This is a genomic window from Flaviramulus sp. (assembly GCF_982512915.1).
This window is the reverse complement of sequence record NZ_CEWOCJ010000011.1, coordinates 85,183-99,160: the sequence shown is the minus strand read 5'-3', so window position 1 is coordinate 99,160 and position 13,978 is coordinate 85,183. Positions and strand designations below refer to the sequence as shown.

Genomic DNA, 13,978 nt, shown 5'->3' with positions numbered 1-13,978 from the left:
GTAACGAGATAATTATATCTAAAATATAAAAATATAAAAATATAAAAACAATTTAAGAGTTGAAATCCCCAAATTCCTGTAAAATAATAATTTTCTTTTAGCGTTTTTTTCATTTAATAAATACCATAAAAAAATAACTAAAATAAGTTTTATTAAAAAGTATTTGTAAAATATAGTAATTTAAGAAATACAAGCCCATATTTATTGTTATCGACCATAAAATGAAAGGTCTGTAAAATATAAATATTGAAAATAATTGCTGCATAGTACCTGTAATAACGGAAATTGGTAATTAATATTTTTACTATTTAATTATTAGAGTTGTTTACGAATACTTAAAATTCATAAATTATTGTATTTTTGAGTCCCAATAAAAAAGGTAGATGTTAGAGAAATTACAAATAATAAAACAACGTTTTGATGAGGTTAGTGATTTAATCATTCAACCTAATATAATTTCAGATCAAAAACGATATGTGAGTCTTAATAAAGAATATAAAGACCTTAAAAGTCTCATGGATAAAAGGGAAGAGTATTTAGAGGCAATAAATAATTTATCAGAAGCGGAAGATATTATTTCTGAAGGAGGCGATCCTGAGATGGTAGATATGGCTAAAATGCAATATGATGAAGCTAAAGATCGTCTTCCAAAATTAGAAGATGAAATTAAGTTTTTATTGATACCAAAAGACCCCGAAGACACAAAAAATGCTGTTGTTGAGTTACGTGCTGGTACAGGAGGTGATGAGGCAAGTATTTTTGCGGGAGATTTGTTTAGAATGTACACAAAATATTGTGAAAGTAAAGGTTGGAAAGTTGATACCGTGGACTTTAGTGAAGGAACCAACGGTGGTTTTAAAGAGATTCAATTTGAGGTTTCTGGTGAAGATGTTTATGGAACTTTAAAGTTTGAAGCAGGTGTTCATCGTGTACAACGTGTACCACAAACAGAAACTCAAGGCCGTGTGCATACCAGTGCAGCAACGGTAATGGTGTTTCCAGAAGCAGAAGAGTTTGATGTAGAGATTAATCCCAAAGATGTAAGAATTGATTTTTTCTGTTCATCAGGTCCAGGTGGTCAATCGGTAAACACCACTTATTCTGCTGTACGTTTAACACACATTCCAACAGGTTTGGTGGCTCAGTGTCAAGATCAAAAATCACAACATAAAAATAAAGAGAAAGCTTTTAGAGTACTTCGTTCTCGTTTATACGATATGGAGTTGGCTAAAAAAATGGAGGAGGATGCTGCAAAACGAGGTAGCATGGTTACTAGTGGTGATAGAAGTGCAAAAATTAGAACCTATAACTATCCGCAAGGGCGTGTAACTGATCACAGAATTGGATTAACACTTTACGATTTAGGAAATATTGTTAATGGTGATATTCAGAAAATAATTGATGAGCTACAACTTGCAGAAAACACTGAAAAGTTAAAAGCAAATAGTGAAGTGATTTAAGAAATAGCAACTAATTATCAAATGTTGTTTTTAACTAATATGAGTTAATTCGTGGTAAAATAGATATGACAACAAACCAACTCATTAAACAAATACATCAAAAAAAATCCTTTTTATGCATTGGATTGGATGTTGATTTAAATAAAGTTCCGCAGTATTTATTAAAAGAAGAAGACCCTATATTCGCTTTTAATAAAGCTATAATTGATGCAACACATCATTTATGTGTTGCTTATAAACCAAATACAGCATTTTATGAAGCTTATGGCCTAAAAGGTTGGAAAGCATTAGAGAAAACAATTAATTACTTAAACGAAAATCACCCTGAAATATTCACAATTGCTGATGCTAAACGTGGTGATATAGGTAACACTAGTACGATGTATGCTAGAGCTTTTTTTGAAGATTTAGCGTTTGATTCTGTTACTGTGGCACCGTATATGGGTAAAGATTCTGTAGAACCTTTTTTAGCTTTTAAAAATAAGCACACCATTCTTTTAGCTTTAACATCCAATCAAGGCGCTTTTGATTTTCAAACTAAAACTGTTGACGGTATTGAGTTATATAAACAAGTTTTGGAAACATCAAAAACTTGGAAAAATTCTGAAAATTTAATGTATGTAGTTGGAGCTACTAAAGCTGAGTATTTAGCAGATATCAGGAAAATTATTCCAAATAACTTTTTGCTGGTTCCGGGTGTAGGTGCACAAGGTGGTAATTTACAAGAGGTTTGTAAATATGGAATGAACAGCAATATTGGCTTGATAATAAACTCTTCAAGAGGTATTATTTACGCTTCAAATAATGAAAACTTTGCTCAAGAAGCAGCTTTAAAAGCCAGTGAAATCCAAAAAGAAATGGAAATTCTTTTAATTAAATAAATTGTGTTTCAGTACCTTCTTGATATTCAACTTTATTGACATCTTCAACAAAATTTGCAATTTTAGTTTCTAATTCTTTTAAACTTAATAGTTTATTAAAGTTTGGCTTTATTTTTCCAACTTTACAAAAATGTGTATTCATAACGTTCTTTGTTTTATATAAAGTACGGGTTAATAGCTATTTTAGATGTAATGAAAAGGTTAAATAATTGCTAAAAAGAGATTTAAAAACAATTTATTTAGTCTAGCTGTTAAGTTTGCTTTGTTGGTTTTTAAGTTTGGAAATTTATGTGTTTAACCCCAAATTAATAAGTATTTTAAATAAAAAAATCCTATAATTATTTCTATATATAGGATTGATAATTTATATGTATTTGCTTCTTAATCTTGCAGAGCAAAAACCTTTCTCAATAAATCTGTTGTTCTTGAAGAAAGTTTCGTACGGATATCTTTTTCTTCAACAGCAATCATGGTATAAACTCCTTTTAAAGCTTCTCCCGTTACATAGTCTGTTAAATCCGGATTTACATTATTAGTAAAAGGAATCGCATTGTATTTGTTTATTAAATTATTCCAAATTTCATTGGCACCTACTTTACTTAATGAATTTTTAATTACTGGGTTAAATTTTGCATACAAGGCAGTTTTCGTTTTATTGGTTAAATATTGTGTTGCAGCATCATCATTACCTATTAAAATATTTTTAGCGTCTGTGAAAGTGATTTCTTTAACAGCATTAACAAAAATTGGCGTAGCTTCTTTCACAGCATCTTCTGCAGCTCTATTTAAAACTTTTAGGCCTTCATCAGCTAAACTACTCAAACCTATCTCTCTTAGTGCTTTATCAACTTTTTTAAGTTCTTCTGGAAGTAAAATTTTAACCAAGTCATTTTTAAAAAAACCATCTGTTTGGGTAAGTTTTGCTACTTGTTTATCTATACCAAAATCTAAAGCCTGTCTAAGTCCAGAGGCAATTTCATCATTACCAAGAATACCTCCTTGTGGTAATTGATTAACGACTTGTTGAAGTTCTGCACAAGAGGTAAAGTTGAAAATTAACAATATTAATACTATTTTTTTTGTCATGATTTTAGATTTTATTTATTGTAAATATAGCGAGTAAAAATAGAAAAGACATCATTGAGAGTTTGATGCCTTTTCTTTTATTAATACTATTAAAAAAACTTAAAGTTTTAATAGTATTGAATTTAAGACACCACATCAAACATCAAGTCACATTTTTTTTAATTTTTTTTTAAGAAAAAATAACAGTCTTATTATTATAAACCATAACCTTTCTGTTAGCATGTAATTTAACAGCATTTGCTAATACAATTTTTTCTAAATCTCGGCCTTTTGCTATTAAATCTTCAATAGCATGTGCGTGGGTAACACGAGCTACATCTTGCTCTATTATAGGTCCGGCATCTAATTCTTCAGTAACATAATGACTGGTAGCACCTATGATTTTTACACCACGTTTGTATGCTGAATGGTAAGGTTTAGCACCAACAAAAGCTGGTAAAAACGAGTGATGAATGTTAATTATTTTATTTTGGTATTTATTAATTATTTTACCAGTAACAATTTGCATGTAGCGCGCTAAAACAATAAAATCTATATCGTATTTTTCTAATAATTCTAGTTGTTTATTTTCAGCATCTTCTTTATTATCTTTTGTTACGGGAATATGATGAAATGGAATTTTGAAATTTTCGGCAATTAATTTTAAATCCAGATGGTTACTAATTATAAAAGGAATTTCTAAATTTAGTTCTCCAGAATTATAACGCCCTAACAAATCATATAAACAATGGTCGTATTTGGATATAAATAACGCCATTTTTGGTTTTAATTCTGATGAATAAATACGCCATTTCATCTCAAATTTATCTGCTAAAACTTCTTTAAAATCAACCTTAAATTCATCTGTTGAAAAAGTTTCAGTAAAAAACTCACTTTCCAATCTCATAAAAAAGATATTTTGTTCTCTATCCACATGCTGATCAATGTAAACAATATTACCCTCTTTATTGGCAATAAAATTTGTTACTGAGGCAATTATCGATGATTGGTCTTTACAATGGATTAATATGGTAATTTTATTCACTAGATTTATGATATAATAGTCTCAAAATTAGTTTAAAAATAATACAGGTTATAAATGGAATAATAATTTTGTATAATTTCATGTAAAATATTTATTTTTTTGAATATTTCGTAAATTGCAGCTCTAAAATTCAATATTCTTTAAGAATGAATCAGAAAGAACCATATAAGCCAAAATATAAAGTTAGAATCGTTACAGCGGCATCACTGTTTGATGGCCATGATGCTTCCATAAATATCATGCGACGTATTATCCAAGCCACAGGTGTTGAGGTTATTCACTTAGGTCATGACAGAAGTGTAGAAGAAGTTGTAAATACAGCTATTCAAGAAGATGTGAATGCGATTTGTTTAACATCTTACCAAGGAGGTCACAATGAATACTTTAAATATATGTACAACCTTTTAAAGGAAAAGGGTTCAGAACATATCAAGATTTTTGGCGGTGGCGGTGGTGTTATATTACCTTCTGAAATTAAGGAGTTAATGGCTTATGGGATTTCTCGTATTTATGCACCTGATGATGGTAGAGAAATGGGTTTACAAGGCATGATAAACGATTTGGTTGAAAAATCAGATTTTGCTCTTGGAGACTCTCTTAATATTGATTTGGAAAAACTTTCAAATAAAAATTTTAGAGATATTGCAAGAGTAATATCTTCTGCAGAAAATTTTCCTGAAGTAGCTAAATCAACTCTAGAAAAAATTCATTCAAAAAATACAAATTCCAAAACACCAGTTCTTGGAATTACAGGTACAGGTGGTGCAGGAAAATCCAGTTTGGTTGATGAATTAGTGAGACGATTTTTAATTGATTTTCCAGAAAAAACAATTGGTATCATTTCCGTAGATCCCTCAAAACGTAAAACTGGTGGTGCGCTTTTAGGTGATAGAATTCGAATGAATGCTATTAATAATTCACGTGTTTATATGCGTAGTTTAGCAACGCGCCAATCTAATTTAGCACTATCTAAATATGTTAATGAAGCTGTTGAAGTTTTAAAAGCTGCTGAATTTGATTTAATTATTCTAGAAACTTCTGGTATTGGACAAAGTGATACAGAAATTATAGAACATTCTGATGTGTCACTTTACGTGATGACACCAGAGTTTGGTGCAGCAACACAATTAGAGAAAATTGATATGCTTGATTTTGCTGATTTGGTTGCTATCAACAAGTTTGATAAACGTGGCTCTTTAGATGCTTTGCGTGATGTAAAAAAACAATATATGCGTAACAATAATCTTTGGGATATCCCTCAAGAGGAGTTACCTGTTTTTGGTACCATAGCTTCACAATTTAACGATCCCGGAATGAATACGCTTTATAAAGCGATTATGGATACTTTGGTTGAGAAAACTGGAGTTAATTTAAAATCAACTTTTACTATTTCAAATGAAATGAGTGAAAAGATTTTTGTAATTCCACCAAATAGAACACGCTATTTATCTGAAATAGCTGAAAATAATAGAGGTTATGATAAAACGGCTAAAGATCAAGTAGAAGTAGCTCAAAAACTTTATGGAATTTATAAAACTTTAGAGTCTGTATTAAATTTAACTCCAACACTCGATAAATCAGGAATTGTATCAGAATCTATCACAATAAAAGAAGAAGATAAAGATTTTGTTAAATTATTGATTTCAGAATTTGATCGAGTAAAACTCAACTTAAACCCTTATAATTGGGAAATAATAACTGGTTGGAGTGAGAAAGTAATTAAATACAAAAATCCGACTTATTCCTTCAAAGTTAGAGATAAAGAAATAAAGATTGAAACGCATACAGAGTCTTTATCACACACACAAATCCCAAAAGTAGTATTACCAAAATATCAAGCTTGGGGAGATATTTTAAATTGGTGTTTACAAGAAAATGTACCTGGAGAATTTCCTTTTACGTCTGGTTTATATCCATTTAAAAGAACCGGTGAAGATCCGGCTCGTATGTTTGCAGGAGAAGGAGGTCCAGAACGTACTAATAAGCGCTTTCATTATGTTAGTGCAGGTTTGCCAGCAAAACGTTTATCTACAGCTTTTGATAGTGTAACACTTTACGGAAATGACCCTGACTTACGTCCAGATATTTATGGAAAAATTGGTAATGCTGGAGTATCTATTTGCTGTTTAGATGATGCTAAAAAGCTTTATTCCGGTTTTGATTTAGCTGATGTTATGACGTCTGTTAGTATGACTATTAATGGTCCTGCACCCATGCTTTTAGCATTTTTCATAAATGCAGCTATAGATCAACAATGTGAATTATATATAAAAGCGAATGGTTTAGAAAAAGAAGTAGAAGCTAAAATCGCTAAAATTTATGAAGGTAAAGAACGCCCAAAATATAACGGCGAACTTCCAGAAGGTAATAATGGCTTAGGTTTAATGTTGTTAGGTGTTACTGGAGATCAAGTATTACCAGCAAATATTTATGCTGAGATTAAAATAAAAACCATTGCACAAGTTAGAGGTACTGTGCAAGCTGATATTTTAAAGGAAGATCAGGCGCAAAATACCTGTATTTTTTCAACAGAATTTGCTTTGCGATTAATGGGAGACGTGCAAGAGTATTTTATTGACAACAATGTACGTAATTTCTATTCGGTATCAATTTCTGGTTATCATATTGCAGAGGCTGGTGCAAATCCTATAACGCAATTAGCCCTTACACTTTCTAATGGTTTCACTTACGTAGAATATTATTTAAGTCGTGGCATGGATATTAATAAGTTCGGACCCAATTTATCATTCTTTTTTTCAAACGGTATCGATCCAGAATATGCAGTAATTGGTCGTGTAGCTAGAAAAATTTGGGCAAAAGCTATGAAGCAAAAATATGGTGCTAATGAGCGTGCTCAAATGCTTAAATATCACATTCAAACTTCAGGTAGAAGTTTACATGCTCAAGAAATTGATTTTAATGATATTAGAACGACACTACAAGCTTTGTATGCTATTTATGATAACTGTAATTCCCTTCATACAAATGCTTACGATGAAGCAATTACAACGCCTACCGAAGAATCAGTGCGTAGAGCAATGGCAATTCAATTAATTATTAATAAAGAGTTAGGTTTAGCAAAAAATGAAAATCCAATTCAAGGCTCATTCATTATTGAAGAGTTAACTGATTTAGTAGAGGAAGCTGTTCTTCTTGAATTTGATAGAATTACAGAACGTGGAGGTGTTTTAGGCGCCATGGAAACCATGTATCAACGAAGTAAAATACAAGAAGAAAGTTTATATTATGAAACGTTAAAACATAATGGTGATTTTCCAATTATAGGGGTTAATACCTTTTTAAGTATTAAAGGATCTCCAACTGTTTTGCCAGCAGAGGTTATACGAGCCACAGAAGCTGAAAAACAATTTCAAATTAAAACATTAGAAAATCTTCATAAAGCAAATAATACAGATAACTTATTAAAAGAGTTGCAAGACAAAGCTATTAATAATAAAAATATTTTTGAGTCTTTAATGGAAGTATGTAAAGTGTGTTCATTAGGTCAAATTACAAATGCTTTGTTTGAAGTAGGTGGCCAATATCGAAGAAATATGTAATTTAAAATCATAATAATATTAAAATTTTATAAGTTTTTAAATCGATATGCAACCATTGTTTCATTATGGTATCTTTAAAAAAACAGAATCATTTTAAAATGAAAAGGAATCTAATAATATTATTTAGTTTGTTCCTACTCTCATGTTCTTCTGATAATATTGGGGATAGTTATAGTTTTGAATTTTATAAAAAAAGCAATTTAGAAGTCAGAGAAGTTGAAAACTCTTATATGAAATATGGTAATATTTCTGAAGGTGGTAATCTGGTTTTTAAATTTAGTTTTATTGCCGCTGAAGAAGAATCTATTGCTGATGATGAGTATTCCGAATATATTTACTTTGAAATAAACCAAGGCTTAAATAGCTTTTCTGTTGAAGGAGAAGATTTACTTTTAGCTAAAACAATATTAACCAAATCTTGTTTTTGTTTTTTTGCTGATGATATAGAAAAAAATGTAAGCCCAATAGGTGCTATTTCTGGTAAAAAAATTTCAAATAATAAATGGAAGATAACTTTCGATGTTATTTTTTATGGTAATGAAAGTAGAAGTTTTGAAGAAATTTTTACATTAAAATAAATACTTATAGAGTAAGCATCCAGCTATTTTGTAGTTTTTTAAACTTTTTAAGCTCACTTCTTAAAATAGGTAAAAAGTCTTTTCCATTGCTATTAGAACGTTCTAACCTATAAGAGTTTTTGTAAAGTTTGTTAGTTAAGCGTCTAAGAGAATCTAAATGTTTGTATTTATTTTCAGAAAAACGCTCTAATTCAGCATTAGCAATTTCAGGTGCTAGGGATACGGATTGTTGTACAATATCTCCCGAGAAGTAAATATTTGAATCTTCTGTGCCATCAGGTTTTAAGTTGGATAAATCGTCTGTTAAGTACATAGAAATACTTTGCGATAAAGCAAAAATCTCTAAAGCTTTTTGATAAATCGGTAATTCAGATAGATTTAATGGGTAATTTGATGACATTTTATACTTCTTAGCAATTACATCAAAATTAGTCACAACGAACCATAATCAACTTTATTATTTAAAGTAAAACCGTATATTTGCTTTAAAATTTAATTTTCTACAAACTAATTTCTTTCAAATGAAGATTGATTCACTTAACAGTAAGATTTTAAAGTGTTTACAGGAAAATGCAAGACTTTCTAACGCTGAAATTGGTAGGCAGGTTGGCATAAGTTCTCCAGCTGTTTCTGAGCGAATAAAAAAAATGGAGGATATGGGTATTATTGAAGGTTATAAAACTATTGTTTCACCTTTTGAAATAGGGTATCAATTAAAAGCAATTATTACCTTGAGGGCATTTATGGGTAAATTAAAACCTTTTTTAGATAAAGTTAAAAATTATGATGAAGTTATTAATTGTTACAGAATTACTGGTGATGAAAACATAGTTATGGAAGTGGTATTAAAAAATAATAAGCATTTGGAAACCTTCATTGATCAGCTCATTACCTACGGTGAATCTAAAACTCAGATTGTATTATCACGGGTTGTAAAACAAAAAGCAGTAACTCCTTTAAAATAGATTTTATTTTAATATTTAACAATTACTTTTTTAAATTTTTGGTTTAAACTAAAAAGTAATAATGCGCAAATTATAGCAATTCCGGTTATAATATACCAAGTATTTTCATAGCCTAAATTAGCGGACATTTGTAAACCTGCATTATGGCCAAAAATATGAGCAATAGAAAAGGAAACAGAATATAATGCCATATATTCTCCTTGATTACCTTTTTTTGCTCTATCAACTGCAAAAGCATTAGAAAAAGGAAACGCAATCATTTCACCTAAGGTCATTAATAACATGCCTATAATTAAAATACCTGACCAACTTGTAAAATTTAAAATTAATAAACTTAAACCAGTTAAAATGGCACCAAAAAACATTAATCCAAGTTTTGTATATTTAGTATTTTCTAACCACTTAATTAAAGGCATTTCAAAAATGAAAATCAATAAACCATTTAAACCTAAAATAAGTCCAATTTGCAATTCTGTTAATACATGAACATCTTTGTAATATATAGTTATTGTTGAAAAATATTGCAAGAATACAATCCCAAAAAGCATCATTGCTATTAAAAAAATTAAAAAGCTAGAGTCTTTATAAGCCGAAATTGGATTTTTATTTTTAATTTCATCTAAAACTTTTGTTTTTTTAGGATGCAAAACTTTTATCAACAATAGAGTTGCCAAAATGCAAGTAATGCCATCAACCCAAAATAAACCGGAATAACTTAAGCCTGTTATTATGAGTCCGCCAATAGCAGGTCCAGCAGAGAATCCTAAGTTTATAGCTAATCGAATTAATGTTAACGATCGTATTTTGTTTTCAGGTTTACTATACGCATTTAGTGCTACAAACATAGCGGGTCTAAAAGTATCAGAAACGAGCATCACTATAAAAATCCCAAAGCAAATTGAAGTAAATGTTTTTAAAAACTGTAATAATATAAATAGAATCCCAGTTGCTATTAAACTTCTTACCATAACTTTATAATAACCTAGTGTATCAGTTAGCTTGCCACCTAACCAAGAACCTGCAACCGATCCTAAGCCAAATGCACTCATTATCCAGGCTACATCACGTACTTCAAAATTTAAATCTTCTTTCAGATATAGTGATAAAAAAGGAATAACCATAGTACCTGCTCTGTTTATAAATGTTATTAAAGCAAGCCACCAGATTTCACCCGATAAACCTTTAAAGGTTTTTATATAATTATTAAATAAGGTTTTCATTACTTTAAGTTTCAATTCACTCATTAATTTATCTTAAAAAAAAGTCCGACACTAAGGTCGGACTTTAATATATTGTAATATTTATAGTAGTATCAACACAATATATAATAAGCCCAACAGCTTTTTGTTAATGAAGCGGTTTGTTGCTTTTTACAAATGTTGACAATATTTAACATATCTAATTTTTTTTGATTCTTCAAAACTATATAAAATATTTGTAAGTTGTATTTTTGATTTATAAATTTTTTAAAATGAAAAAACTAGCTTTATTTTTCTTAATGTTTATTTGTTTCTTCGGTTGCGCTCAAAAGAGGCCGTTAAGAGGTGAAACCGATTTTCAAAAAGAGCTTAATGCTTTTTATAAAGATGCAAGCAAATCTCCTTTAAAACATAAAGACAGGAAAAATTTTGAAAGCTTAGATTTTTTTAAGTTTGATTCTAATTATGTTGTGAATGCAACCCTTATTAAAACAACAGACTCCCAATGGTTTAATATGAAAACAACAACAGATAGAGTTTCTAAAGAACGCGTATTTGGAGTTTTAACATTTGATTTAAAAGGAAAATCCCATCAACTAAAGATTTATCAAGGTGAAAGTTTAATGCAAGAAGCTGGTTTTGAAGATTATTTATTTCTTCCTTTTTTAGATGAAACTAATGGTTTTGAGACTTATGGAGGTGGACGTTATATAGATTTAAAAATTCCAGAAGGTGATAGTATTGAAATTGATTTTAATACTGCTTACAATCCTTATTGTGCTTATAATGATAAATATTCATGCCCAATAGTTCCAAGAGAAAATTATTTAAAAACTAAAATTGAAGCTGGAGTAAAGGTCTTTAAAAAGTATTAACTCTTTTTATGTTTATTAATTTCATCCTGTAATTGACGTCTTACCTTTTGTTCACGTTCTAAAGCTGTTTTACGATGTTCTTCAAATTCTTCTTCAATTTCTTCAAGAGATTTTCTTGCTTCACGAGTAATTGTGTTACTATTTTTAAACTTGTATATAAAGAAAAGAAGCAATCCAAGTAAACCTCCAATTATAGACCACATTAAAACATTATAACCGGTTTTACTCATTTGCAAACCAAATAATGACATGCTGTCTTTTTCCAAATTGGTGTTTTCTAGATTATTTTGCGTAGCTTTTAAATTCGCTTTTAAATCTGTTATTTCTTTTGCTTGGGTTTTAACAATAACTTGAGTATCTAATAAATCTTTATAAACCGTTTTTAAAGAATCGATTGTATGAGACCTTAATGTTAGGAACATATTTAGATTTACTGCTTCATACATTTGTCCGTTTGTACCTCTAAAATTGCCAGACTTTCTAAGTACATATTCAAATTGACTATCTATAGTGCCAGTATTTAAAGAAAGTTCTTCTTCTTGCGGATTTGATTGTGAAAATGTAATCAATGAAAAAAAGCAGGAGAATAGAATAAAAATTACAGATTTAATAGAATTCATTTTTTCGGATAGGTTTTAATATTTGTACTGGGTTTACTAATTTATAAAATATAGTTTATTAAACCATTATAAATAATTAAAAAGCCTCAGTTTATGAGGCTAATTTATATACGATTTAAATTTGAATTTAGATGTTATGTTTTAATAGTATGTATAACGTCTTACTTTGGCAATATATTTTGCCAGTCTTATAACTTGATGACTATAGCCGTACTCATTATCGTACCATATGTATAAAATGATATTTTTCCCATCCTTACGAACAATGGTAGCTTTACTATCATAAATAGAAGGAGCAGAACTTCCTATAATATCACTAGAAACTAACTCATCACTTAATTCATATTTAATTTGTTCAACTAATTCACCTTCTAATGCATATTTTTTTAGTATCGTATTAACACCATTAAGAGAAGTTTTATTTTTTAATTCTAAATTTAGTATAGCTAAAGAGCCATTTGGAACAGGTACTCTAATGGCATTTGATGTAAGCTTACCTTCTAACGTTGGTAACGCTTTAGCAACAGCACTGCCAGCCCCAGTTTCTGTTATAACCATATTTAATCCAGCTGCTCTACCACGGCGGTATTTACTGTGAAAATTATCTACTAAATTTTGGTCGTTTGTGTAAGCATGTATCGTTTCTAAATGGCCATTTTTAATTCCAAAAGAATCTTCAATAGCTTTTAAAACCGGTGTTATCGCATTTGTGGTACATGATGCAGCTGAGAAAATATCAACTTTATCAGGATTATTTTCTAAATGGTTTACACCATAAACGATGTTTGGAATACCTTTACCTGGAGCTGTTAATAAAACTTTATCCGTACCTATAGATTTTAAATGTCTGCTTAGTGCAACATCATCTCTATAAGCACCCGTATTATCAATTATTAAAGCATCATTTATATTAAATTTTGTATAATCAATGTCCTCTGGGGCATTAGCAGAAATAATATTTACTGTAGTTCCATTGATAATTAAAGTACTGTTTTTTGAATCTACAGAAACTGTACCTGGAAAATCACCATGGACTGAGTCGTTTCTTAACAAAGAAGCTCTCTTTTCCAGAGTTTTTTCATCGATATTTCCACGTGTCACAATAGCCCTTAATCGTAATTGATTTCCTTTTCCAGTGCGAGCAACAAGTTCTCTTGCCACTAAACGGCCAATTCTACCAAAACCATAAAGCACAACATCTTTGGGTTTTATATCTCCATTTTTACTTGCATCTTTTAATTTTGATGATACAAAAGCCGTAGCGTTTCCATGTTTATTTTCTTCTAATTGATATTCGAATGTTAGTTTGCCAATGTCTAATTTTGATGATGGAATATCTAACGTTTTTATGGCCTGAGCTATTTCTACAGAATCAAAAATTGAAATGGGTTTTTGTACAAATTTCCCAGCATACTCGTGTAAGTTTAAAATTTGACTCACATTTCTATCGATTAATTGGTTTCTAAAAAGTACCAATTCAATAGATTTGTCATACCACAAATCACTTATAATTTTTATAAATTCTACAGTTGCCTTTCTTCTGTCTGCTTGAAATGCTAATTCGTTTTCATAAGTTTTACTAAAACTCATAGTTTATTAATTTAGTATGTTGATAATTTTTTGCAAAAGTAATTAACTCAAACGTTTTCGTAATGTATTTTCGATAAAAAAGCACACTATTTAGTTGATTGAATTTTTAATTTGATAAAAAATATATTTTGCAAATTGAA

13 protein-coding genes are annotated in these 13,978 nt (G+C 29.7%); 6 read left to right on the top strand and 7 right to left on the bottom strand.

Annotation, left to right across the window (positions count from 1 at the left end):
* Positions 1 to 383 precede the first annotated feature (383 nt).
* Positions 384 to 1,460 (top strand): peptide chain release factor 1, encoded by a 1,077-nt coding sequence (gene prfA, locus AC1XJX_RS09280; RefSeq protein WP_482003698.1) that lies wholly within the window; start codon positions 384 to 386, stop codon positions 1,458 to 1,460.
* A 65-nt stretch (positions 1,461 to 1,525) separates the two neighbouring features.
* On the top strand, positions 1,526 to 2,341 hold the full coding sequence (gene pyrF, locus AC1XJX_RS09275) for an orotidine-5'-phosphate decarboxylase (RefSeq protein ID WP_482003697.1): 816 nt from the start codon (positions 1,526 to 1,528) through the stop codon (positions 2,339 to 2,341).
* Here the strand turns inward: pyrF and AC1XJX_RS09270 are convergent.
* From AC1XJX_RS09270 to purU, 3 genes are all read right to left on the bottom strand, one after another.
* Positions 2,334 to 2,483: a hypothetical protein gene (locus AC1XJX_RS09270; RefSeq protein WP_482003696.1), complete on the bottom strand. Its 150-nt coding sequence runs from the start codon at positions 2,481 to 2,483 to the stop codon at positions 2,334 to 2,336. The genes pyrF and AC1XJX_RS09270 overlap by 8 nt on opposite strands.
* A gap of 239 nt (positions 2,484 to 2,722) precedes the next feature.
* A complete protein-coding gene (locus AC1XJX_RS09265) occupies positions 2,723 to 3,427 on the bottom strand; it encodes a DUF4197 domain-containing protein (protein WP_482003695.1) in 705 nt (234 codons plus the stop codon).
* Between the two features lie 169 nt (positions 3,428 to 3,596).
* Positions 3,597 to 4,451, bottom strand: coding sequence for a formyltetrahydrofolate deformylase (gene purU / locus AC1XJX_RS09260; RefSeq protein WP_482003694.1), 855 nt, complete (start codon positions 4,449 to 4,451; stop codon positions 3,597 to 3,599).
* 146 nt (positions 4,452 to 4,597) lie between these two features.
* On the opposite strand from purU, the gene AC1XJX_RS09255 reads away from it, so the two are divergent.
* Positions 4,598 to 8,011 carry a methylmalonyl-CoA mutase family protein gene (locus AC1XJX_RS09255; RefSeq protein ID WP_482003693.1) on the top strand — a complete coding sequence of 1,138 codons (3,414 nt, stop codon included), beginning with the start codon at positions 4,598 to 4,600 and terminating at the stop codon, positions 8,009 to 8,011.
* Between the two features lie 98 nt (positions 8,012 to 8,109).
* Positions 8,110 to 8,589, top strand: a complete 480-nt coding sequence (locus tag AC1XJX_RS09250) for a hypothetical protein (RefSeq protein WP_482003692.1) — start codon at positions 8,110 to 8,112, stop codon at positions 8,587 to 8,589.
* Positions 8,590 to 8,593: 4 nt separating this feature from the next.
* Here AC1XJX_RS09250 and AC1XJX_RS09245 read toward each other — a convergent pair whose 3' ends face one another.
* Positions 8,594 to 8,989 carry a hypothetical protein gene (locus AC1XJX_RS09245; protein ID WP_482003691.1) on the bottom strand — a complete coding sequence of 132 codons (396 nt, stop codon included), beginning with the start codon at positions 8,987 to 8,989 and terminating at the stop codon, positions 8,594 to 8,596.
* 121 nt (positions 8,990 to 9,110) lie between these two features.
* Here AC1XJX_RS09245 and AC1XJX_RS09240 point away from each other — a divergent pair, with 121 nt between their 5' ends.
* A complete protein-coding gene (locus AC1XJX_RS09240) occupies positions 9,111 to 9,554 on the top strand; it encodes an Lrp/AsnC family transcriptional regulator (RefSeq protein ID WP_482003690.1) in 444 nt (147 codons plus the stop codon).
* 8 nt (positions 9,555 to 9,562) lie between these two features.
* On the opposite strand, the gene AC1XJX_RS09235 is transcribed toward AC1XJX_RS09240, so the two are convergent.
* Positions 9,563 to 10,774: an MFS transporter gene (locus tag AC1XJX_RS09235; protein ID WP_482003689.1), complete on the bottom strand. Its 1,212-nt coding sequence runs from the start codon at positions 10,772 to 10,774 to the stop codon at positions 9,563 to 9,565.
* A 251-nt stretch (positions 10,775 to 11,025) separates the two neighbouring features.
* On the opposite strand from AC1XJX_RS09235, the gene AC1XJX_RS09230 reads away from it, so the two are divergent.
* On the top strand, positions 11,026 to 11,628 hold the full coding sequence (locus tag AC1XJX_RS09230; RefSeq protein ID WP_482003688.1) for a DUF1684 domain-containing protein: 603 nt from the start codon (positions 11,026 to 11,028) through the stop codon (positions 11,626 to 11,628).
* Here the strand turns inward: AC1XJX_RS09230 and AC1XJX_RS09225 are convergent.
* Both AC1XJX_RS09225 and AC1XJX_RS09220 read right to left on the bottom strand, forming a co-directional pair.
* The gene (locus tag AC1XJX_RS09225) at positions 11,625 to 12,248 is read right to left on the bottom strand and encodes a tRNA (guanine-N1)-methyltransferase (RefSeq protein ID WP_482003687.1); all 624 of its coding nucleotides are present in this window, start codon (positions 12,246 to 12,248) and stop codon (positions 11,625 to 11,627) included. The two genes, AC1XJX_RS09230 and AC1XJX_RS09225, sit on opposite strands and share 4 nt — an antisense overlap.
* A 141-nt stretch (positions 12,249 to 12,389) precedes the next feature.
* A complete protein-coding gene (locus AC1XJX_RS09220; protein WP_482003686.1) occupies positions 12,390 to 13,838 on the bottom strand; it encodes a glyceraldehyde-3-phosphate dehydrogenase in 1,449 nt (482 codons plus the stop codon).
* Positions 13,839 to 13,978: the final 140 nt, after the last annotated feature.